Here is a 21659-nt window from a genome sequence, read left to right as displayed (position 1 = left end):
TCGGCTGGCTGTATTCACCAGTTTGCAGCCCGATCGATTGGTCCAGACGGTTCCGCCGCACGTTGCCGCATGTTAGGGATCGAGACGCGTTGCAGGCCGTCGACTGCAGCGAAATTGGATCGATCCATGTCGCTGCCGCCGCTCTCGCCCGAACAACGCATCAAGCCCAGCCATTTCGAACTGCGCATCAGCCTGATCTTCGCGACCTTGTTCGTGTCGCAGGGCACGCATCTGCCATACTTTCCGCTCTGGCTGCAGGCGAAAGGGTTCCATGCAGAGCAGATCGCGGTGATCCTTGCTGCGCCGATGTTCCTGCGGGTCGTGACCACGCCGATGCTCACTGCGCTTGCCGACCGGGCGAAGGACCGCGCCAATGTCTATATCGCACTGGTCGCGGCCTCGATGGTCGTCTCCGCCGGCTATTTCCTGCCGGCCACCTACGCGATCGTGCTTGCCGTGTCGCTGCTGCTCACCATCGTCTGGACTCCGCACTCGCCGATGGCCGATTCGCTGGCGCTGTCGGGCGTGCGGCGCTTCGGCTCCAATTACACGGCAATGCGCAAATGGGGTTCGATCTCCTACCTCTGCGCCAATGTGGTGGGCGGATTCATCCTGGCGGCCACCGGCCCGCAGGCGGTTCCGGTGATCATCTTCGTGGCGCTCGGCGCGGCCCTCGCTGCCGGGTTCTGGGCGCCGCGCATGGGGCGGCCGCGCAAGGCCTCGCCACTGTCGGCCACTGAGATCCAGCACCAGGCGCCCAGCCTGTTCAACGCCTATTTCCTCTGTTTCACGCTCGGCGTCGGCGTCATCACCGCCAGCCACGCCTTCCTCTACGGCTTCGTGTCGATCTACTGGAAGTCGATCGGCATCGGCGATTCCGTCGTTGGCCTGCTATGGGCCTGGGGCGTGGTATCCGAAGTTTGCATGTTCCTGTTTTTCAACCGCATTTTCGCCTCCGTCTCGGTCGTGCGGGTGATGGTGATCGCCAGCATCGGTTCGGTCGTGCGCTGGATCGCCTTTCCGCTCGTCTGGCCGCTCGGGCTTGGCGTCGCCGGCTTCTTCCTTGTCCAGTCCCTGCACTCGGTTTCGGTCGCGATGGTGCTGATCGGCCTGCAGAAAATGATCGGCGAGACGGTTTCCGAGGAGCGCACGGGCGCGGCGCAAGGCATCGCCTATTTCTTCAACGGCTTCTTCATGGCCGCCGTCACGCTTGCTTCCGGCCCGCTTTACGACCGCTTCGGCGTCGAAGGTTTCTGGGCGATGATCCCGATCGCGATCATCGGCATGGCGCTGATCGGTCTTGCCGCGCGCTCAGCCCCAAAGCTCTCTGTCAGGGGGTGAAACCAGCGACCCCTGATAGACGAGGCCGGGCTCGCGATCGCGCGCAAGCAGCAGCGGGCCATCGAGGTCGACGAAGTCCGCATCCTGCGCCAGCAAAACCGCAGGCGCCATGGCGAGGGAGGTGCCGACCATGCAGCCCACCATGATCCCGAAGCCCAGATCGCGGGCACGGTCGCGCAATCTCAACGCCTCGGTAAGGCCGCCGGATTTATCGAGCTTGATGTTGACGGCGTCGTAGAGGCCGACCAGCGCGTCGAGGTCCTTCGCCGCGTGCACGCTTTCGTCGGCGCAGATCGGCACCGGATGCGCTATCCGGCGCAGGATTTCGTCGCGGCCGGCGGGCAGGGGCTGCTCAATCAGCGCGATGCCGTGATCGGCGGCAAAGGCTAGATTGGCTTCGATGTCGTCATCGGTCCAGCCTTCATTGGCGTCGAGGATTAGGCGGCTGTCTGGAGCGGCTTCTCTCACTGCGCGTATCCTCGCCATGTCGTTGTCGCCGCCGATCTTGACCTTGAGCAAAGGCCGCGCGGCATTGGCGCGCGCCTGCGCGGCCATGGCTTCCGGTTCGGCAAGCGACAGCGTGTAGGCGGTTTCCAGCGGCTTGGACGGAAGGACGCCGATCGCCGCCGCCACGGGCGTGCCGGTCAGCTTGGCTTCCAGATCCCACAGCGCGCAATCTATGGCATTGCGTGCCGCGCCTGCCGGCATGGCATCAAGCAGCGCGGTCCTGCCCAGCCCGCCGGCGATCTGGTCGCGCATCGCCTCGATGGCGGCGTATACGCAGTCCATGGTCTCGCCGTAGCGCTTGTAAGGCACGCACTCGCCGCGCCCGGAACGTCCCCCGTCAGCGATCGTTACGGTGATGACTTCGGCTTCGGTTTTGGATCCGCGTGAGATGGTGAAGGTGCCGGCGATCGGGAATCGCTCCATTTCGACCGAAATGACACGCGCCATAAATTTCTTCTCCGGCTGTGCGACACCAGTCTGCCGGCAAATCGACACGCCAGTCCCGTCAGGCTAAACAGGACGCCATGTTGACCATCCGCAAACGCGACGCAAGCGGTGAGGCCGCCAAGGACGCCGAGCACCAGCCACGCGTTGCCGCGGGCGAGGAAGGCGGCGTGCTGAGCTGCGCCTTTTCCGGCGTGTGGACGACGCGCACCGTGGCGGCGGTCGATGCGGACATGCGCAAGATCGAGCGGAGAAGCGGCGCGAAACAGCTGACGCTCGACCTTTCCCGCATCGAAAAGATGGACACGGCCGGCGCCTGGCTGATCGACCGGCTGGCCAGCGCCTTCGAGAAGAAAGGCGTCGAGGTCCATTTTCAGGGGCAAAGCGAGGTCGCCTCGATCCTGCTCGGCGCGGTCGGCGACGCGGTCCGCCGCGAGCCCGAATCGGGCCCGTCCGGGCCGCCCAACATCATCCTGCGCGCGCTGGAGCTGGTTGGCCGGCGGGTCTACGAGATGCGCGACGATTTCTTCGCCTCGATGAACATCCTCGGCGCCACGATCCGCGGCGCGCAGATGAAGCTCGGGCGCGGTCACGCGGTCAATCCCGCCGCGATCTTCAACCAGATCGATCGCATGGGTGTCGGCGCGATCCCGGTGGTGGTGCTGATGTCGGCCATCGTCGGCGCCATCGTTGCCCAGCAGGGCGCCTATCAGCTCAGCTATTTCGGCGCCAATATCTTCGTCGTCGACCTTGTCGGCGTGCTGATCCTGCGCGAGCTCGGCGTGCTGATGACCGCGATCATGCTTGCCGGCCGCTCGGGCAGCGCCATCACGGCCGAGATCGGCTCGATGAAGATGCGCGAGGAGGTCGACGCGCTCAAGGTGATCGGCCTCAATCCAATTGGCGTGCTTGTCTTTCCGCGGCTCGTCGCGCTGGTGATCGGGCTGCCTTGCCTCACCATCATCGCCAATTTTGCCGCACTTGCCGGCGGCATCGTCGCCGCCTGGCTCTATTCCGACATCCCGCCGGCTGCGTTCATCGACAGGCTGCGTGTCGCCATCGATCTCAGCACCATCTTCGCCGGCCTGATCAAGGCGCCGTTCATGGCCCTGATCATCGGCATCATTGCGTCTGTCGAGGGCATGAAAGTCGGCGGCAGCGCCGAATCGCTCGGCCTGCATGTCACCGCTTCGGTGGTGAAATCGATCTTCGTCGTCATCATCCTCGACGGGCTTTTCGCCATGTTCTACGCAGCGATCGGGTTCTGAGATGGCGAACGGCGGCGCGGCAACTGAGGAAGCCACCAACGACGACGAGATCGTACTTTCGGTGCGCGACGTCACCGTCGCCATCGACGACAAGCTGATCCTCGACAAGCTTTCGCTGGACATCAAGCGCGGCGAAATCCTCGGCTTCGTCGGCGCCTCGGGCGCCGGCAAATCGGTGCTGTTGCGCACCATACTGGGGCTGATGCCGAAGCAGTCGGGCACGATCAGCCTGTTCGGCGTCGACGTCGACAAGGCGAGCGACTTAGACCGCCTGCGCATCGATATGCGGCTTGGCGTGCTGTTTCAGCATGGCGCGCTGTTTTCGGCGCTGACGGTGCTGGAGAACGTGCAGGTGCCGATGCGCGAATATCTCGACCTGCCCAAGGCGCTGATGGACGAGCTCGCCATGCTCAAGATCGAGCTGGTCGGGCTGCCGCCCGACGCGGCGCAGAAATTCCCGTCCGAGCTTTCCGGCGGCATGATCAAGCGCGCGGCGCTGGCGCGGGCGCTGGCGCTCGATCCCGACATCGTCTTTCTGGACGAACCGACCTCCGGGCTCGATCCGATCAGCGCCGCCGAATTCGACGAGCTGGTCGTCAAGCTGCGCGACACGATGGATCTCACCGTCTACATGGTCACGCACGATCTCGACACGCTGTTCACCGCTTGCGACCACGTGGCGGTGCTCGGCAAGAAGCGGGTGCTGGTGGAAGGCACGATCGACGACATGCTGAAAAGCGACGAGCCGTGGGTGAAATCCTATTTCCGCGGAAAACGCGCCCGGCAACTTGATCTTGCGGCGCGCGCATAGCGATAAGTGGGGCGATGGAAACAAGAGCCAACTACGTAATCGTCGGCATCTTCACGCTGGGCGCGATCCTGGCGGCCTTCGCCTTCGTCTATTGGACGGCCGCGATCGGAGACCGGGGCGAAACGGCGATGCTGCGCGTGCGCATCCCGGGCTCGGCCTCCGGCCTCAGCCGCGGCAGCCTGGTGCTGTTCAATGGCGTCAGGGTGGGCGACGTGAAGAACGTCTATATCGATGGCGACGATCCGACCGTCGCCATCGCCGACACCGAAATCGCCCGCTGGACGCCGATCACCAAGTCGACGCAGGCCGACATCGGACTTACCGGCCTCAGCGGCCAGGCCAATATCGAGCTCAAGGGTGCCGACCCCAAGGAAGCCAGGCTGCTCGACGAGGCGGAGAAGGAAGGCAGGGTCGCCGAGATCGTCGCCAACCCGTCCGCGGTCACCAACCTTCTGCAGACGGCGCAGAACATCTTTACCCGCGCCGACAAGGTGCTTAGCGAGCTCGAAGGCTTCACCAAGGACGTACGCGGCCCGCTGACGCAGACGGTCAAGAATGTCGAGACCTTCTCGGATGCGCTGGCCAAGAACTCGGACGGCATCGACAAGTTCCTGTCGGCGGTGAGCTCGCTTTCGGACCAGCTGAAGAATGTCTCGGGCCGGCTCGACAGCACGCTGAAAGCGGCCGAAGGCTTGCTCAATTCCGTCGACAAGGACCAGATCAAGAGCATCGTGGCCAATGTCGATACGGTGACGGCGAACCTGAAGGAGACCTCGAAGCAATTCGATACGGTCATCGACAACGTCAACACGGCGGTCGGCTCGATCAACGATTTCGCCAAGCAGACGCAAGGGACGCTGGCCAAGGTCAACGGCGTGCTCGACGGCATCGATCCGGCCGACGTCAAGGCCGCCTTGGCCAACATCCAGAAGGCCAGCGCCAACGCCGACAAGGCGGCCTCCGACATCGCCAAGGTCACCGACAAGATCGCCAACCGCTCCGACGACATCAATGACACGATCAAGAATGCCCGCCAGCTTGCGCAGCGCCTCAACGACGCCTCGGTGCGCGTCGACGGCATCCTGGCCAAGGTCGATAATCTCCTCGGCTCCGGCGAGGCCAACGGCGTGATGGCCGACGCCAGGGCGACGCTGAAATCCTTCAAGCAGGTGGCCGACACGCTGAACTCCCGCCTCGGCACCATCGTCGACAACCTGTCGCGCTTCTCAGGCTCGGGGCTGCAGAATGTGGAAGCGCTGGTGCAGGACAGCCGGCGCTCGATTAACCGCATCGAGGAAGCGGTGACCGATCTCAGCCGCAATCCGCAGCGCATCCTGTCCGGCGGCGAGGGCGAGGTTCGTCAGTTCGACGGAAGGGCACGGCGTTGACTTCGGCCGCCGCGACCGCCAAGAAAATGAACCGCGAATGCGGGTTGATCGGGGACAACGGGGATCACGCGTGAAGTCGGTCAGGGTGGTAGCGGGTAGTTTGAGATCATCCGCGGCGGCATTGCTGGTACTTGCGGTTGCCGGCTGCGCGGTTCTGGGCGGCAAGCCGGCGCCGCTCGACACGTTCGAATTGTCGGCGCCGTCGGTCGACGTGCGCGCCCACAGCCGCCGCCAGATCCTGATCGCCCAGCCATCCGCGCTCAAGGCGCTGGACAGCCAGAACATCGTCATCAGGCCTTCGGACCAGTCGATCCAGTTCCTGAAAGGCGCGCAGTGGGCGGACCGGCTGCCGCTGATCGTGCAGGCGAGGCTGGCCGAGACCTTCCAGCGCTCCGGCAGCTTTGCCGGCGTCGGCAAGCCGGGCGAGGGGCTGGCGATCGACTATCAGATCATCGTCGAGGTGCGCTCCTTCGAGGTGCGCGTCAATGGCGGCGAGCATGCCGAGGTCGATCTGTTCGTGCGCATCCTGAACGACCGCAACGGCGAGGTGCGCGCCTCGAAGGACTTCACCGCGAGCGCGCCGGTCTCGGGCAGCGGCAACGCGGCTTACGTCGGCGCGCTGGACAATGCCTTCGGCCAGGCGGCCAAGGATATCGTCCGCTGGACGGACCAGACGATCTGAACGCCGGCCGAGCCGACAATCGACATCGTGGACATGAAAAAGGCGGGCCGAGACCCGCCTTTTTAGTTTCTGATTCCGCTTGGCCGCGTCAGTGCAGCCGGCCGCTGGCGTGGGCCAGCATGGTGTAGACCTTGCCGGTGTCGGACGTCAGATAGGTCTGCGCCATGATGTTGTCGCGGTCGTTGCGCGAGACATCCTTGAGCAGCTTCTCGAAATCCTCGCAGTAGCGGTCGACCGCGGCGCGGAATTCCGCCTCGGCCTGATACTTGCGGCGGATCTCGTCGAAGGTCTGCTGGCCCTTCAGCGTGTAAAGGCGGCGCGTGAACACGTCGCGCTCGCCGCGCCGGTAGCGGTTCCAGAGCTCGATCGAGGCGTCGTGGTCGATGGCGCGGGCAATGTCGACCGAGAGCGAGTTGAGCGACTCCATGACATGCAGCGGCGAGCGCTGGGCAGGCGTCGCGCGCGGCGCTTCCGCCGGCGCCGCCGGCCGCAGCTCTTCCTCGCGCGAGGCGTTGGTCAGAAGGTCGCGCACCCAGCCGCCCTGCGTGGGCTTGCCGTTCGGCTCGCGGCGCTGCGCATCGGCCGGGCGTTCGAGATCGAGCGTGCCACGCAGCGTGGTCTCGGCCAGCGGCGCCTGCGGAGCGCGAGGCGCCGGTTGCGGCTGCGGCTGAGGCTGCGGAGCCGGCGGACGGCGCAGCGGCGGTTCGGCGGCGCGGGCCGGCGCCGGCTGCGGAGCAGGGCGCAGACCGCGCGGTTCGCCCTGTTCGCTGCTGCCGCTGCGGCCGGATTTCGCAACGATATCCGACAGTTCCTTGAGCGCATTGATCTGCTCGGAGACGGCGCGGCGGATGGCCGAAGTCGATTCCTTGGCCTCTTCCGGCATCTCGATGACGCCCTTCTTCAGTTCGGCGCGGGTCAGGTCGAGCTCGCTCTTGATCGAGCTCGCGGTGCGGCGCATCTCCTCGGTGGCGTCGGCGAAGCGACGCGTTGCCGAATCGACGACCTCGGCGATCGCCGTGCGGATCTTTTCCGCCGACTCCATCGTGCGGCCTTCCGCGGTCTGCATCGTCTGGCCGACGAGGCTTTCGAAGGAACGCATCACCTTTTCGAGGTCTTCCGACTTCTTGACCAGGCCCACGGCGAGGTCCTCCAGCGAGGACTGACGCTCCAGCGTGTGCTCGAGGTTGCTCTGCGCGGAGCTGAGCAAATTCGAGGCGCTGGAGAGCAGCCGGCTGTGCTCGTCGAACTTGGTCGCGATCGAGGCCACCTCGCGCAGCGTCGCCGAGGACAGGTCGGTGAGCCGCGTCGTGTTGGAATCGACCAGACGCGCCGAGCTGGCGAAGGTCTGGGCGGCCTTCTCCGTGGTCGCGGCGAAGCTCTGCGTGCTGCCGGAGAGCCGCTCCTCGACCTGGCCGAGATTGACGGCAGCCTGCTCGATGAGCTGGCCAAGCTGCGCGCTGGAGGTCGTCATGCGGCCGATGAGATCGGTCACGCTGTCGGCAAGCGAGGAACGCGCGCCTTCGACGGCCGACAGCGTTTCGGCCGTGCGGCTGGCGAGAGCATTGACGAGGTTCGTGTTCTCGCTGCGCAGCTTCTCGGCCGCGCGTTCGGCGACCTCCTCCATGCCGCGCTGCAGTTCGGAGCCGCCCTGGGCGAAGCGCTCGACCAGCGGCTTGGCCGTCTCGTCGAGGATTTTCGCCATCTCGGTCGAACGCGCCGCGAGCATGGTGTTGAGCTCGCGGGTGTTGGCACCGATCGTGCGCGCGGCCTCGTTGGTGCTCTGGCCGATATGCTGGCCGACCGCCGTGAAGGTCTCGGCGATGACGTTGGCGCGCGAGATCAGCTGGGCCTCGGCGCTGGAGACCTGCTCGTTGAGCTTCTGGCCCATCGTCTCGGCGGTGTAGGCGAGGCGGTTTTCCACGCTCGCGACCTGGTCCTCGACGCGCGCGGCGGCAGCCGCGGCGCTTGCGGCAAGCCGCTCGTCGGCGCCGGCCAGCGCTTGCTCGATCTCGCGGGCGTGCACGGCGAGCTCCTGGCCGGTCTGGCGGGCGCGGTCGGCGACACGCTGTTCGGTGGCGGCGAAGGCGCCGATAATCGTGTCGGCATGCCCGCCGATGGTCGAGCTGGTCGAGGCGATGCGCGACACCAGGCGGTTGTCGGCGTCGTCGAAGATCCGGCCGATCTCGCCGGCGCGGGCGGAAAGCGCTTCCGAACCCTCGGCAATGCGCGCCATCAGTTGTTGGTCGGCGCCGTCGAAGATGCGGCCGAGATCGCTGGCGCGGGCGGCCAACGCTTCGGCCGATTCGGTGATGCGCATCGACAGCCGCTCGTCGGCGCCCTCGAAGTTGCGCAGGATGTCTCCGGCGCGGGCGGCCAGCGACTGCGCCGTCTCGACGGCGCGGGCAACCAGCTTCTGGTCGGCCGTGTCGAAGGCGCTGGCGATCTCGCCGGCGCGCGTCGCAAGCTTGTCGGCGGTTTCCTCGGCGCGAGCCATGAGCGCGTTCGACGCATCGTCGGCGCGCGCCATCAGCATGTTGGACGTATCCTGGGCACGCTCGTGCAGGCGACGGTCGGCCGCCTCGAAGGCCTGGGCAATGTCCTCGGCCCTGGCAAGCAGCGCGGCGGAGGTCTGCTCGGCGCGCTCGGCGATCTTGCGATCGGCATCGCTGAAGGCCGCACCGGCCTGCTCATGCAGGGTGCTGGTGACTTCCATGACCTTGTCGCGCAACGCGCCCGCCACGAACACCGCGGTCTTCTCCAGCACGCCGCGCACATTGTCGACACCGGTCGACAGCGCGCGCTCCATGGTGCTGGCGCGCTCTTCGATGACACCGGTCTGGCGGCTGAAGGCCTGCTCGATCTTCTCGACATCGGCGGCGATGGCAGCCGAGATGTCGCCGCTCCTGGCGGCGATCTGGTCGATATGGCCGGACACCGAACGGTCGACGTCCTTGCGCGCATCGGCGAGCTTGGCGAGATCGTCCTCAAGCGCGCGGGCCAGCATGTCACGGCCTTCGGACAGCTTGCCGACGTGGCCGGCGATGACGTTGTCGATCTCGGAACGGCTTTCGGTCAGCTTCTGAAGGTCGGCTTCAAGGGCGCGCTTGAGGATATCGCGGCCCTCGGCGAGCTTTTCGACCTGGCCGGCGACGAGCCCGTCGATGCCGGAACGGCTTTCGGCAAGCTTGGCGAGGTCGGCTTCAAGGGCGCGCGTTAGCACGTCGCGGCCTTCGGCGAGCTTCTCGACCTGGCCGGCGACGAGGCCGTCGATGCCGGCACGGCTTTCGGCAAGCTTGGCAAGATCGGCTTCAAGGGCGCGCGTGAGGATATCGCGGCCTTCCGAAAGCTTCTCGACCTGGCCGGCAACGAGGCCATCGATCGAGGCGCGGCTTTCGGCCAATTTGGCGAGGTCGGCTTCCAGCGCGCGCTTGAGGATATCGCGGCCTTCCGCCAGCTTCTCGACCTGGCCGGCGACCAGGCCGTCGATGCTGGAGCGGCTCTCGGCCAGCTTGGCAAGATCATCCTCGAGCGCCTTGGACAGGCTCGCGCGGTTCTGCGACAGCTGGTCGGCGTGGGTCTGCATGAGGCCGCTGGCGCTAGCCATATCGGCCTCCAGCGCGCGCGAAAGGTCGGCGCGGTGGTCGGTGATCTTCTGCGAATGATCGACGATCGCGCCCTGGATCGTGTTGAGATCGGCTTCCAGCGCGCGCTTGAGGATGTCGCGGCCCTCGGCGAGCTTTTCGACCTGGCCGGCGACAAGCCCGTCGATCGAGGAGCGGCTCTCCGCCAGCTTGGCGAGATCGTCCTCCAGTGACTTCGATAGCACCGAACGGTCCTGGACGAGCCGGTTCTGATGGTCGGCGATGGCGCCGCTGACGGCCTGCAGATCGGCTTCGAGGGCCTTCGACAGCTGCGAGCGATCGTCAAGCACCCTCTCGGAGTGGCCGGCAATGGCGCCCTTGATGGTGTTGATGTCAGCCTCCAAGGCGCGCTTGAGGATATCGCGGCCCTCGGCGAGCTTTTCGACCTGACCGGCGACGAGGCCGTCGATCGAGGCGCGGCTTTCGGCCAGCTTGGCGAGGTCGGCCTCCAGCGTCTGCGACAACAGGCTGCGGTCTTCGGCAAGCTTGCCGGCGTGGCCATCGATCAGGCCGCGGATGCCGCTCAGATCGCTTTCAAGCGCGCGGCTGAGTTCGCCGCGGTCCTCGGCGAGCTTGGTCGAATGGGTCTCGATCAGGTTCCTGATACCGATGATGTCGGTTTCGAGCGCCTTGGCGAGCACGGCGCGGCCCTCGGCGATCTTCTCAACCTGGCCGGCGACGAGGCCGTCGATCGAGGCGCGGCTGTCCTGCAGCTTGCCGAGATCGGCTTCCAGGGCGCGCGCCAGGATGTTGCGGCCCTCGGCCAGTTTCCCGACATGGCCGGCGACCATTTCGTCAATCATTGAGCGGGCTTGGACGAGTCTGCCCGAGTCTTCGTTCAAGGCCTGGGAGAGGCGGCTGCGACCCTCTTCGAGCTGTTCCAGATGGCTGCCAAGCGATGCATCGATGGCGGCGCGCGACTCGTTCACCTTGCGCAGGTCTTCTTCCAGCGCGCGCGAGATCAGGTTGCGACCCTCGGCCAGCTTCTGCACCTGGTTGGTGACGGCGGCATCGATCTCGGCGCGGCCCTCGGCGAATTTCGCCAGGTCCTCCTGCATGGCGGCGGCCATGCGTTCACGGCTCTCGGAAAGCGCGCGGCTGTGGTTTTCGACGGCTTCCTCAATGCCGACACGGGCATCGGCCAGCCGCTGGATGTCGGCATCGAAGGAGCGCGACACGACATGCCGGGCTGCTTCCATGCGGCCGGCGAAGTCGGTGGCGCGGGCTTCCAGCATGGAGGAGGTCGACGAGATGATATCGGCCATATCGGCGCCGATCTGGGTCTTGCCCTGATCGATCATCGCCGACAGCGTGTCCTTGCTCTCGGCGAAGGCGTGGGCGATCTCTTTCGCGCGCTCCACCATCGTCTCGTTGATCTGGCGGGCGCGCGCTTCGAGGGCGGCGTTGAGTTTCTGCGTACCGGTGTCGAGCGCTTCGGCGCGGGTCTGGAATTCGCTGATCAGCGCCTGGCCGCGTTCGGCCAGCGTCCGTTCGATGCCGCTGAGGCTCGCCTCGAATTCGGAGTTCAGCGTGCGGGCAGCGCCGCCGAGAAGTGAGACCATCCCATTCGTGCGGTCGTCGAGCAGGTCGGTCAGCGAGCGGGTGAGGCCGTCCGTGGTGTCGGTCAGCTTGGCGATGCGGGTGTCGAGCAGGCTGGCGAAGGCTTCGCCGGACGTCGAAAGCCGGTCGGTGATGTTGTCCAGGCGCGATTCGACGGAATCGAAGATCGACGTCGAGCTTTCATTGATGCGATCGATCAGCGTGTCGCCGGAATTGTTGATCGTCATCGACAGCTTGGTCGACGCGTTGAGGATCGAGTCGCGGATGATGTCGCTGGCCGCGCCGATCTCGTCGCGCAGCGTCTCGTGCGCGCTGGCGATCGAGGCGCGCACGCGCTCGGCATGGGTGACGACCGCCTCGCGCTCGCTGCCCAGACCATCGACCAGAGAACGGATACGGGCCTCGTTTTCGGAATAGGAGCGTTCGATCTGGGTGACTTCGCCGTGGACGAGCGTCTCGAGCTCGACGGCGCGGGCGAGCGTCCGCTCGATGCCTTCGCCCATTGCCGCCACCTCGCGGCGAACGGCCTGGCCGATCATCATGACACGGTCCTGGGCGAGGTTTTCCGGCTCCGCCAGGCGGAAGGCGACCTCGGTCATGGACTGCGCGGCGATGCGCATTTCCTGCGCGCGCCGGATCATGGCGGCGAACGCCCAGAACAGGATGACCGGAACGATCGCGGCAACCGCGAGACCAATCAGCTCGGGACGGGCGAAGAACTGGTCGAAGGTGCGGATCTTCCAGATGCCCGAGCCGAACAGGAGATTGGCCAGGCCGCCGGCGCCGGCGATCCAGGCCAGTGAGATAAAGGCGATGACCCAGTAGACGGTGCTCGATGCACGCCGGTTGAGGCTGTGCAGCAGCGTCTTGTAGTCCTTCTGGCGGTCGTCATTGGCGGGCGTGAAGCCAGCGGGCGGCGTGAAGCCGGACGGTTGTCCGTTGCGCGGCTCGACAGGGCGCAACTCGGCTGGCTTGGGCGCGGGCGCCCTTGGAGGCTGGGGGGTGGAGGGCTGAGGGTTGTTCGCCGGCTCTGTCCGCTGGCTGCGACCTTCGCGCGCCAGCTCGTCGGCCGCCGCCGAGATCTGCGCTTCGAGGTCCTCCATCGACGCCGCCATGTCGAGGCCGCCTTCGTCGCCACCAAGGTCAAGGTCAAGCGCCTTTTCCAATTCCGCGGCTACGTCGCTGTCGAGAGACTTGGTCGTCGTTGGTTTCTTAGCCATGCCTTCGCTACCCTGTACTAGCTGCCGCGGGACTTATGATTTTGGCCTGATTCTGGCCCGATTCTGGCTTGTATATCCCGAGCAGGAGGCTGAAAAATGGACCTTCGTACCGTAATGACACACTGGGGTAAAGAAAACATGCATTCCGGGCGATACGTAAAACTTTAAATATAAGGTTAACGGAAGCGTGATCCGGTCGCCTCCGTGACAACATTTTCCCCTCCAATCGTTAACCCGTTGGCGACCGGAATCGCCTATTTTCTTGGGCTCATCTGCCCGCTTTATGGAGTTGCAGTGCGTATGCGTGGCGAAAGTGGTATTGCGTTTTCCATGCCGGGGGGAGATGCCTCCGGAACGGCTGGAGCCAGACCTGTGGATCTCGGCCATCTGGCGCGCCAGACAATGGGTGACCGGGACCTCGAACGGGAGGTGCTGGCGCTGTTCGTGCAGCAGTCGCTCACCGTCTGCGACCAGATCGCGGATGCCGACGCCAGGCAGAGGATACTTCTGGCGCACGGCTTGAAGGGCTCGGCGCGCGGCATCGGCGCGTTCGCGGTCGCCGAATGCGCGGCGATCATCGAGAAGCAGCCGGAAGATGTCCGGGCGCTCAAGCGGCTCGGCATGCTGATCGAGGAAGTGCGCGACTTCATCGCGGGCATCAGCCGCTAGCACTATCTTTTTGAAAAACGTCATTTCGTGGCGCTTTCGCGCCGCAGTTGACTTGTCCGGTGGAGTGATTATCTCCGTCGCGACTCCTCAGGTGACTTAATGACCAAGCTGACTTACATCGCCCATGACGGGACCCAATTCGACGTGGAGGCCGAAAATGGCTCGACCGTCATGGAAAACGCGATCCGCAACGCGGTGCCCGGCATCGAGGCCGAATGCGGCGGCGCCTGCGCCTGCGCGACCTGCCACGTCTATGTCGACGAGGCATGGACGGCCGAGGTCGGCGAGCCGGAGGCGATGGAAGAGGACATGCTGGACTTCGCCTACGACGTCCGGCCGAACTCCCGGCTCTCCTGCCAGATCAAGGTGCGCGACGCGCTGGATGGCTTGGTCGTGCGCGTTCCCGAGCGCCAGGGTTAAAGTCGACTTCCAGTTTTCTTCGCGCTGGCTGCTTGGCAGCGGTCGATAGCTCATGCAGTCTCGCACCGTTTGCCAACGGGGCGCAGCGCATGACCGATACGATCAAAACGGACGTTCTCATTGTCGGGGCAGGGCCGGTGGGTCTGTTCGCCGTGTTCGAGCTTGGCCTGCTCGACATGAAGTGTCATCTGATCGACATCCTCGACCGTCCGGGCGGCCAATGCGCCGAACTCTATCCGGAAAAGCCGATCTACGACATTCCCGGCTGGCCGATGATCTCCGCGCAGGGCCTGGTCGACAAGCTGATGGAGCAGATCCATCCGTTCAAGCCGGACTTCACTTTCAACCGCATGGTGTCGAGCTTGGAAAAGCTCGACGATGGCAGCTTCCGCGTCGCCACCGACGAGGGCGAGTTGTTCGAGGCCAAGGTGGTGGTGATCGCCGCCGGTGGCGGCTCGTTCCAGCCCAAGCGCCCGCCCATTCCGGGCATCGAGGCCTATGAAGGCAAGAGCGTCTTTTATTCGGTTCGGCGCATGGAGGAATTTCGCGGCCACGATCTCGTCATCGTCGGCGGCGGCGACTCGGCGCTCGACTGGACACTCAACCTGCAACCGATCGCCAAAAGCGTGACGCTGGTGCATCGCCGCCCTGAATTCCGGGCGACGCCCGACAGCGTCAACAAGATGTATGCCTTGCAGGAGATGAAGCAGCTCAAGTTCCTGGTCGGTCAGGTCAGCGGGCTTGCCGGGGCCGACGGCCAGTTGTCATCGGCGACCATCAAGGGCGGTCCGGACGGCGACGTCGAAGTGCCATGCACACGCATGCTGCCTTTCTTCGGCCTCACCATGAAGCTCGGACCGATCGCCGAATGGGGCCTCAACCTCAACGAGAACCTGATCCCGGTGGATACCGAGAAGTTCCAGTCGTCGATCCCGGGCATATTTGCGGTGGGCGACATCAACTGGTATCCGGGCAAGCTGAAGCTGATCCTGTCCGGCTTCCACGAGGTGGCGCTGATGGCGCAGGCCGCCAAGCGCATCATCAGCCCGGGCGAGCGCATCGTCTTCCAGTACACGACCTCGTCGACCAGCTTGCAGAAGAAGCTCGGCGTCCACGACTGACCTGAATCTCGACACACCTCAAGGAGATCTATTCCGCGAGCACGGGTGCCGCTTGCTCGTCATGGCCGCGCAGCGGTTTTTCCGGCATAAGCGCCAGCGCGATCAGCGCCAGGACAAGCGTGACGCCGGCGGTGAGGAAGATCATCACGAACGGCATCGCCGATGTCAGCTGGATAGGAGTCTGCGAGCCCTCGGCTGCCAAGGGCAGCCCATAACCAAGCGCGACGGCGCCGAGCATGGCGACGCCGAGCGCGCCGCCTAGCGTGCGCAGGAAAGTCAGAACGCCCGTCGCGACGCCGAGATGCGCGCGATCGACGGCGTTCTGCACGGAAATGGTGCTGACCGGGAAAGTCGTGCCACTGCCAAGGCCGATCAGTGTCGTCAGGATTTCGACCTCGAGCAGAGAGGCGTGTCCCGCAATGGCACTGAGCACGCCAATGCAGACGATGGCAAGGCTGACGCCGATCATGGCAATGCGCTTGTAGTGGACGAAACGCGGGATCATGCGGCCGCTGAAAGTGGCGCCTGCAACCGTGCCGAGCAGGAGGCCGAGCATGGCGGTACCGGATTGGCTGACCGAAAGCCCGACCACCGACTGCAGGTAGACCGGCAGGTAAACCGAGGCGCCGATGTTTGCCGCCTGCAGCAGGAACATCGATAGCGTGCCGGCGAGCACGATCCGGTTGCCCAGCACGTCGAGCGAGATCAATGGCTCGGCGGCCTTGAGCAGCCTCAGCGCGAAGAAGGCCCAGAACAGGGCCGAGCAGGCCACCAGCCCAAGGATTTCGCGGGAGAACCAGGGATAGGCGCTGCCACCCCAGTTGAGCGCAAGGAGCAGCAGCGACGTCGCGATAACCAGCAGCCCGGCGCCCAACCCGTCGATGCTATGGTTCTTGGCTGCGATCGGCAGCTTCCTCAGCGGGTTGTTGATGATCGCCATGGCCAGGAAGCCGATGGGAAGGTTGATCCAGAAGATCAGCGACCAGTGCAGGTGTTCGGCGAACACGCCGCCGAGCAGCGGGCCGGCGACGCTGGCGACCGCCCATGTGCCGGCGATCCAGGCGGCGTAGCGGGCGCGCTCGCGCGGCGGCACGAGATCGCCGATGACCGTCTGGGCCAGCGCGAAGAGACCGCCGCCACCGGCACCCTGAATGGCGCGGCCGATGACCAGCACCAGCATGTTGGGCGCCAGCGCGCTGACCAGCGATCCGAGCAGGAAGATCAGGATCGCGGCATAGATGACGGGACGGCGGCCATAGACATCCGAGATCTTGCCGTAGAGCGGCGACATCGCCGTCGCGGTCAGAAGATAACCCGTGACGATCCACGGCAGATACTCGGCATGGCCGAGCGCGCGCGCGATCGTCGGCAGCGCGGGAGCAACGATTGTCTGGTCAAGGGCCGCCAGCAGCATCGACAACAGCACGCCGCCTATGATGGCGTTCTTCTCGCTCTCGCTTATCAGCGGCGCGGCTTTCGGCGCCATCGCCTGGTTCTCGACGGTCTGGTCCATGCGTCATTCTTTCAAAGGCTGATGCTCAGTGCGCCAAGGCGGTCCTGGCCGGTCCGTTGCGCCTGGCGCCTGTCATTTCTCTTCGATGTCCGAGGCTCGGGTTGGTTCAAGACCTGGATATTTCGAACCCGCTATATGTCGGTCGGTATAGGCCGATTTCGACCGCCGCTCGAAAGTTTTTCCGACCTGGCACGATGCTTGGACGAAATTGGCCCGGATGGCCTTGCCTCTGTCAGGGCGGCGGCAACTGGCCGGCTTCAGTGCGCTCCATCCGATAGCGCATCAGCCGAATGATACGGCTTTCGAAATTGACGGCCTCGACGCGGTCGAACCGCACCTGGTCCTGATCGTGCCTGGCGAGCTCGGCTGCCTGGATCGCCGCGGCCTCCGCCTTTGCCTGTTCGCACGTCTTTTGCGCGGGGCTGGCCTTCAGCGTATCCTCGAGCAAGCGCGCATGGTTCTTGGCGATCTCGACATGGCGCTCCTCATGCCGCTTGATATCCGCCGAGAGCGTGTCCCAGAACAGCCTGACGTCCGGATCGGCTTTGCGCGGGCGCCGCCATTCCGGGAGGATCACCTTGACCTTCACGGTGACGGCCGCGTCGGCGATGCGGCAGGATTCGGCGCTCTGCGCGTAGCTGATACGGGTGGTAAAGGCCATCTGCGTGGCGCCGGGATGGCGCGACCCGGTGCTCTTTACCTCAGGGCCGTTTCTGGACAGCTGGTTCTGGATATCGTCGAGCGTGCGGCCGCCGACGCTGAAATAGCTGTAGGTCTTCACCAGATTCGCAGCGGCGGCCGGCGTGGCGGCCAAGGCGAGCATCAAGGTGCAGAGCAGGGATCGGTTCATCATATTGCCTCTTCACGCACCTTGCTTTAGGGCCGTCGCCAGCGCAACGGAATTGATTTCCGGCGGATCACGCATGGTTGATGGACAATGACGACAAGGCGATGGCAGCTGGCGCATGGGCGCTATCTCGACCTCGGACCGAAGGCGGTCGTCGTCGGCATCCTCAACGTGACGCCCGACAGTTTTTCGGACGGCGGCTTGTTCATCGCGCCTGAGAAGGCGCTGGAGCAGGCGCGCCGCATGGTGAAAGAGGGCGCCGCCGTAATCGATGTCGGCGGGGAATCGACCCGGCCTGGTTTCGCGCCGATCACGGCTGAAGAGGAGCAGGGGCGCGTGTTGCCGGTCATCGCCGCGCTCGCGGCGTCTGGCGAGGCGCTGATCTCGGTCGACACCTATCGCGAGGATACCGCGCGGCGCGCGCTCGCCGCCGGCGCCCATATCGTCAACGACGTGTGGGGCCTGCAGCGCGAGCCTGGCATCGCGCGCGTCGCAGCCGAGACCGGCGCCGGGCTGATCATCATGCATACCGGGCGCGAGCGGCAGAAGCTGCCGGACGTGATCGAGGACCAGTTCCTGTTCCTGCGCAAATCGCTGGAGATCGCGCGCGCCGCCAATGTCGCCGACAGCCAGATCGTGCTCGACGCCGGCTTCGGCTTCGCCAAGGAAACTGCGGAAGAGAATCTCGACCTGATGGCGCGGTTTTCCGAGCTTCAGGCACTCGGCTATCCGCTGATGGCGGGAACATCGCGCAAGCGCTTCATCGGCAGCGCCACCGGGCGCGAGCCTGGCGATCGGGCCGCTGGCACGGCGGCGACGAGCGTCATCCTGCGCTTGAAGGGAGCCGACCTGTTTCGCGTCCACGATGTCGCAATCAACGTGGACGCGCTGGCGCTGACCGATGCTATGCTTGCCCGCGAAACCGAGCTTCCTCCCGGACCCTGATCATGTACGTCATCCGCATGAAGAACTGCGCCTTCTTCGCCCGCCACGGCGTGCTGGACGAGGAAGAGACGCTTGGCCAGCGTTTCTACGTCGATGCCGAGCTGACCGTCGAGCCCAGCCGGCCGCTGGCGGAGGATTCCATTGAGGATACCGTCAATTACGGTGTTGCCTTCGCGGTCATCGAGAAGATCGTGACCGGACATCGCCGGTTCCTGATCGAGGCGCTGGCGCTAGAGGTTGCGAAGGCACTGACGGCACGGTTCTCGCAGATCAGGAAGGCCGCGATCACCGTGCGCAAGCCGAACGCCCCGGTGCCGGGCGTGCTCGATTATGTCGAGGTGACCGTTGTCTGGCCAGAATAGCGTCGTCTATCTCAGTCTCGGCGGCAATCTTGGCGACCCGGCGAAGTCCATGGGCGCGGCGTTGCGTATACTGGACGGCGACGATGCGACGCGCGTCACCGCCGTCTCCTCGCTCTATCGCACGCCGCCTTGGGGCAAGCTCGACCAGCCCGATTTCCTCAATGCCGCCGCAGCGATCGAGACGGCGCTCTCGCCGCGCGCGCTGCTCGACCTTTGCCTCGACGTCGAGAGGCGGCTGAAACGCGTGCGCGAGGAGCGCTGGGGGCCGCGCCTGATCGACATCGACATCCTGGTGTTCGGCGACCGGGTGATCCACGAGACCGGGCTCGAAGTCCCGCATCCGCGCATGCTGGAGCGCGCCTTCGTGCTGGCGCCATTGGCCGAGATCGCGCCCGGGCTTTCGGTCGGCAGCAGGAGCGTCTCGGAGCGGCTCAAAGCCGTCGATACGTCCGGCATCGAGCGGCTGCCGTCCGGCCGGGAATGGTGGCTCGGCTAAGATCGGCCGGTTAGCCGGAGAAGCCGCCGCCGTCCAGGAAGGCCTGTTCGTCGGCCGTCGTCGCGCGGCCAAGCATCCGGTTGCGATGCGGAAAGCGTCCGAAGCGCCGGATGATGTCGCGGTGCTCTTCCGCATATTTGAGATCGCCCGGAGCTCTGGTGGCGATGAGCTGCACTGCCCGTTCCTGGTCGGCCAGCACTTCGGAATGCTCGAAGGGCAGATAGAGGAAAACGCGGACCAGCTCCTCCAATTTCAGGTCATGCCCGGCGGCTATTGCCTTCTCGGCGAAGTATCTGGCCAGAGGATCGGTAGCGCACATGTGACCGGTGCCGCGGAAGCAGTTGCGCGGGAACTGATCGAGCAGGATCATCAGCGCCAATGAGCCTTCGGCATGGGCGTTCCAGTCGTCGCATTCGCGCCGTGCGGCTGCGTAGTGCAGCTCCAGGAAGCGGCTGCGGAAATCGGCGTCGAAGGCATCGTTCTTCTCGAACCAAGCGTCTTCGCCGGCATCGCGCCAGAATTTGGTGACGGAAAGCGCCCGCGGATCGAGCTCTGCCATGCCTTGCCCTTCAGTTGTTGGTCTCTGCCTTGTTCAGCACGACGGCCGTTTCCTGGTTCAGCGCGCGGCCGGCGCGGCGCGGCTGCGTCAGCGGCGTCGGGATCGGCGTGCCGATATTGCCCTTGAGGAAACGCTGGCCGGCGCGCACGCCCTCGGCCAGCTGCGTCTCGAAGCGCGCTTCGTCGCGGCGCCGCACATCCTCGATGACCTCGGCGACTTCCTCCGGATCGACGCCTAGCGCCTCCAGCGCCGAGCCGCCGAAGACCAACGCCGATTCGAAGGTCTCGCGCAGCTGATAGTCGACGCCGGCGCGCACCAGCTGCAGCGCCGTGCCGCGATCGAAGGCGCGCGCCAGGATGGTAACCAGCGGGAATTCGGCCTTGATCAGCTGCGCGATGCGCACGGCGGCGTCCGGCTTGTCGACGCAGATCAGCACCGCGCGGGCCCGGCCGGCGCCGGCAGCGTGCAGGATGTCCAGCCTCGTGCCGTCGCCATAATAGACCTTGAAGCCGAAATCGGCCGCGGCCTGGATCATCTCCACCTCATTGTCGATGATCGAGACGTCCATCCCGCGCAGCAAAAGCGGCTGGCTGGCGATCTGGCCGAAACGGCCGAAACCGATGATCAACACGCTGCCGGTGAGGCCGTCGGCGATATCGACACCGTCGAGGGACTGCTCGTCGCGCGGGGTCAGGTAGCGCAGCGCCACGATCGCCAAGGGCGTCAGCACCATCGAGATGATGATGATGGCCGTGAGCGTGGCGTTGGCCTGGCCGTCGATGATGCCGACCGCGGCCGCGGACGAATACAGCACGAAGGCGAACTCGCCACCCTGCGCCATGAAGACGGCGCGTTCGAGCGCCTCGCGGTGGCCGCTCTTCAGGATGCGCGCGACGATGTAGATGCCGAGCGCCTTCATGACCATGTAGGCGACGACATAGATGGCGACGAGCCGCCAGTTCTGGGCGACGACGCCAAGGTCGAGCGACATGCCGACGGCGAGGAAGAACAGGCCGAGCAGGATGCCGCGGAACGGCTCGATATCGGCTTCGAGCTGGTGTCGGAAAGTCGATTCCGACAGGAGCACGCCGGCGAGAAAGGCGCCCATCGCCATCGACAGGCCGGAGAGCTGCATGGCGAGAGCCGATCCCAGCACCACCAGGAGGGCCGCGGCGGTCATGACCTCGCGGGCACGGGCGTCCGCCAGGACGCGGAAGAGCGGATTGAGCAGGTAACGGCCCGCCACGACCAGTCCGACGATCGCGGCGATGCCGATGCCGACTTCGGTCAGCCGCTCCGAAAAACTGGTCTCGGCACCGCCGGGCGCGAGGAACGCCACCAGCGCCAGCAGCGGCACGATCATCAAGTCTTCGAGCAAGAGGATGGAGACGATGCGCTGGCCTTTCGGCGTGGCGATCTCGCCGCGCTCTTCCAGCAATTGCATGACGATCGCGGTCGAGGTCAGCACGAAGCCGGCGCCGGCAACGAAGGACTGCGCGATGGGAAAGCCTCCAGCCAGTCCGACCAGCGTAAGCAGGACCGCGCAAACGCCGACCTGGAGGGCGCCTAGTCCAAAGATCTCGCGACGCAGGCTCCAGAGCCGCGACGGCTGCATTTCGAGACCGATGATGAACAGGAACATGACGACGCCGAGCTCGGCGACGTGGAGGATCGATTCCGATTCGGAAAAGACGCGCAAGCCGAACGGGCCGATGACCACGCCGGCGGCGAGATAGCCGAGGATCGAGCCCAGCCCCATACGCTTGAAGATCGGCACGGCGACCACGCCCGCGGCGAGCAGCGCCACCACCTGCACCAGATCGCTGCTCGACGCTTCAGCTGCCATGCCTGTCATCCTGTTGCTC

Annotated in this window: 17 protein-coding genes; 11 read left to right on the top strand and 6 right to left on the bottom strand. The window is 65.3% G+C overall.

Features of this window, described 5'->3' with window-relative positions; all coding sequences use genetic code 11:
• Positions 1–126: 126 nt before the first annotated feature.
• Entirely contained in the window at positions 127–1341 is a 1215-nt protein-coding gene (locus EN852_RS10190) for an MFS transporter (RefSeq protein ID WP_127875134.1), read from the top strand.
• Here EN852_RS10190 and dgcA read toward each other — a convergent pair.
• Positions 1312–2295: an N-acetyl-D-Glu racemase DgcA gene (gene dgcA, locus EN852_RS10185; RefSeq protein ID WP_127875135.1), complete on the bottom strand. Its 984-nt coding sequence runs from the start codon at positions 2293–2295 to the stop codon at positions 1312–1314. The genes EN852_RS10190 and dgcA overlap by 30 nt on opposite strands.
• A 77-nt stretch (positions 2296–2372) precedes the next feature.
• On the opposite strand from dgcA, the gene EN852_RS10180 reads away from it, so the two are divergent.
• Genes EN852_RS10180 through EN852_RS10165 form a run of 4 tightly spaced genes read left to right on the top strand, consistent with a single transcriptional unit; the run spans position 2373 to position 6441 of the window.
• A complete protein-coding gene (locus EN852_RS10180) occupies positions 2373–3560 on the top strand; it encodes an ABC transporter permease (protein ID WP_127875136.1) in 1188 nt (395 codons plus the stop codon).
• A gap of 1 nt (position 3561) precedes the next feature.
• Positions 3562–4371: an ABC transporter ATP-binding protein gene (locus tag EN852_RS10175; RefSeq protein ID WP_127875137.1), complete on the top strand. Its 810-nt coding sequence runs from the start codon at positions 3562–3564 to the stop codon at positions 4369–4371.
• Between the two features lie 14 nt (positions 4372–4385).
• The gene (locus tag EN852_RS10170) at positions 4386–5759 is read left to right on the top strand and encodes an MlaD family protein (RefSeq protein ID WP_127863804.1); all 1374 of its coding nucleotides are present in this window, start codon (positions 4386–4388) and stop codon (positions 5757–5759) included.
• 37 nt (positions 5760–5796) lie between these two features.
• Positions 5797–6441, top strand: coding sequence for an ABC-type transport auxiliary lipoprotein family protein (locus EN852_RS10165; protein ID WP_127863805.1), 645 nt, complete (start codon positions 5797–5799; stop codon positions 6439–6441).
• An 88-nt stretch (positions 6442–6529) separates the two neighbouring features.
• Here the strand turns inward: EN852_RS10165 and EN852_RS10160 are convergent, their stop codons facing one another.
• Complete coding sequence (locus EN852_RS10160) at positions 6530–12862, bottom strand: kinesin (RefSeq protein ID WP_127875138.1); 6333 nt, start codon at positions 12860–12862, stop codon at positions 6530–6532.
• A 300-nt stretch (positions 12863–13162) separates the two neighbouring features.
• Here EN852_RS10160 and EN852_RS10155 point away from each other — a divergent pair, with 300 nt between their 5' ends.
• From EN852_RS10155 to EN852_RS10145, 3 genes are all read left to right on the top strand, one after another.
• Complete coding sequence (locus EN852_RS10155; RefSeq protein ID WP_127863807.1) at positions 13163–13531, top strand: Hpt domain-containing protein; 369 nt, start codon at positions 13163–13165, stop codon at positions 13529–13531.
• A gap of 99 nt (positions 13532–13630) precedes the next feature.
• Positions 13631–13951: a 2Fe-2S iron-sulfur cluster-binding protein gene (locus tag EN852_RS10150; RefSeq protein ID WP_127863808.1), complete on the top strand. Its 321-nt coding sequence runs from the start codon at positions 13631–13633 to the stop codon at positions 13949–13951.
• Positions 13952–14040: 89 nt separating this feature from the next.
• The gene (locus tag EN852_RS10145; protein WP_127875139.1) at positions 14041–15072 is read left to right on the top strand and encodes an NAD(P)/FAD-dependent oxidoreductase; all 1032 of its coding nucleotides are present in this window, start codon (positions 14041–14043) and stop codon (positions 15070–15072) included.
• A gap of 28 nt (positions 15073–15100) precedes the next feature.
• Here EN852_RS10145 and EN852_RS10140 read toward each other — a convergent pair whose 3' ends face one another.
• Positions 15101–16585, bottom strand: a complete 1485-nt coding sequence (locus tag EN852_RS10140; RefSeq protein ID WP_127875140.1) for an MDR family MFS transporter — start codon at positions 16583–16585, stop codon at positions 15101–15103.
• 232 nt (positions 16586–16817) lie between these two features.
• On the bottom strand, positions 16818–17438 hold the full coding sequence (locus EN852_RS10135) for a DUF922 domain-containing protein (protein ID WP_127875141.1): 621 nt from the start codon (positions 17436–17438) through the stop codon (positions 16818–16820).
• 84 nt (positions 17439–17522) lie between these two features.
• Here EN852_RS10135 and folP point away from each other — a divergent pair, with 84 nt between their 5' ends.
• Genes folP through folK form a run of 3 tightly spaced genes read left to right on the top strand, consistent with a single transcriptional unit; the run spans position 17523 to position 19235 of the window.
• Positions 17523–18377: a dihydropteroate synthase gene (folP, locus tag EN852_RS10130; protein ID WP_127875142.1), complete on the top strand. Its 855-nt coding sequence runs from the start codon at positions 17523–17525 to the stop codon at positions 18375–18377.
• Positions 18378–18379: 2 nt separating this feature from the next.
• Complete coding sequence (gene folB, locus EN852_RS10125; RefSeq protein WP_127863813.1) at positions 18380–18739, top strand: dihydroneopterin aldolase; 360 nt, start codon at positions 18380–18382, stop codon at positions 18737–18739.
• Positions 18723–19235 (top strand): 2-amino-4-hydroxy-6-hydroxymethyldihydropteridine diphosphokinase, encoded by a 513-nt coding sequence (folK, locus tag EN852_RS10120; RefSeq protein ID WP_127863814.1) that lies wholly within the window; start codon positions 18723–18725, stop codon positions 19233–19235. The genes folB and folK overlap by 17 nt, the downstream gene beginning before the upstream one ends.
• A 10-nt stretch (positions 19236–19245) precedes the next feature.
• Here folK and EN852_RS10115 read toward each other — a convergent pair whose 3' ends face one another.
• Both EN852_RS10115 and EN852_RS10110 read right to left on the bottom strand, forming a co-directional pair.
• Positions 19246–19794 carry a DUF924 family protein gene (locus EN852_RS10115; RefSeq protein ID WP_127875143.1) on the bottom strand — a complete coding sequence of 183 codons (549 nt, stop codon included), beginning with the start codon at positions 19792–19794 and terminating at the stop codon, positions 19246–19248.
• 10 nt (positions 19795–19804) lie between these two features.
• Positions 19805–21640, bottom strand: a complete 1836-nt coding sequence (locus EN852_RS10110) for a monovalent cation:proton antiporter-2 (CPA2) family protein (protein WP_127863816.1) — start codon at positions 21638–21640, stop codon at positions 19805–19807.
• Between the last annotated feature and the right edge of the window lie 19 nt (positions 21641–21659).

The sequence above is a fragment of the Mesorhizobium sp. M2E.F.Ca.ET.209.01.1.1 genome (genome assembly GCF_004010375.2).
Lineage (GTDB): Bacteria > Pseudomonadota > Alphaproteobacteria > Rhizobiales > Rhizobiaceae > Mesorhizobium.
This window is presented reverse-complemented; position numbering and strand designations above follow the sequence as displayed.

Excerpts from the sequence above, each read along its gene's own strand:
- EN852_RS10115 (WP_127875143.1), bottom strand. The coding sequence starts at position 19,794 with ATGGCAGAGCTCGATCCGCGGGCGCTTTCCGTCACCAAATTCTGGCGC.
- EN852_RS10170 (WP_127863804.1), top strand. The coding sequence starts at position 4,386 with ATGGAAACAAGAGCCAACTACGTAATCGTCGGCATCTTCACGCTGGGC.
- EN852_RS10145 (WP_127875139.1), top strand. The coding sequence starts at position 14,041 with ATGACCGATACGATCAAAACGGACGTTCTCATTGTCGGGGCAGGGCCG.
- dgcA (WP_127875135.1), bottom strand. The coding sequence starts at position 2,295 with ATGGCGCGTGTCATTTCGGTCGAAATGGAGCGATTCCCGATCGCCGGC.
- EN852_RS10155 (WP_127863807.1), top strand. The coding sequence starts at position 13,163 with ATGCGTGGCGAAAGTGGTATTGCGTTTTCCATGCCGGGGGGAGATGCC.
- EN852_RS10175 (WP_127875137.1), top strand. The coding sequence starts at position 3,562 with ATGGCGAACGGCGGCGCGGCAACTGAGGAAGCCACCAACGACGACGAG.
- EN852_RS10140 (WP_127875140.1), bottom strand. The coding sequence starts at position 16,585 with ATGGACCAGACCGTCGAGAACCAGGCGATGGCGCCGAAAGCCGCGCCG.
- folP (WP_127875142.1), top strand. The coding sequence starts at position 17,523 with ATGACGACAAGGCGATGGCAGCTGGCGCATGGGCGCTATCTCGACCTC.
- EN852_RS10165 (WP_127863805.1), top strand. The coding sequence starts at position 5,797 with ATGCGGGTTGATCGGGGACAACGGGGATCACGCGTGAAGTCGGTCAGG.
- EN852_RS10180 (WP_127875136.1), top strand. The coding sequence starts at position 2,373 with ATGTTGACCATCCGCAAACGCGACGCAAGCGGTGAGGCCGCCAAGGAC.
- EN852_RS10135 (WP_127875141.1), bottom strand. The coding sequence starts at position 17,438 with ATGATGAACCGATCCCTGCTCTGCACCTTGATGCTCGCCTTGGCCGCC.
- EN852_RS10150 (WP_127863808.1), top strand. The coding sequence starts at position 13,631 with ATGACCAAGCTGACTTACATCGCCCATGACGGGACCCAATTCGACGTG.
- folB (WP_127863813.1), top strand. The coding sequence starts at position 18,380 with ATGTACGTCATCCGCATGAAGAACTGCGCCTTCTTCGCCCGCCACGGC.
- EN852_RS10160 (WP_127875138.1), bottom strand. The coding sequence starts at position 12,862 with ATGGCTAAGAAACCAACGACGACCAAGTCTCTCGACAGCGACGTAGCC.
- EN852_RS10190 (WP_127875134.1), top strand. The coding sequence starts at position 127 with ATGTCGCTGCCGCCGCTCTCGCCCGAACAACGCATCAAGCCCAGCCAT.
- EN852_RS10110 (WP_127863816.1), bottom strand. The coding sequence starts at position 21,640 with ATGGCAGCTGAAGCGTCGAGCAGCGATCTGGTGCAGGTGGTGGCGCTG.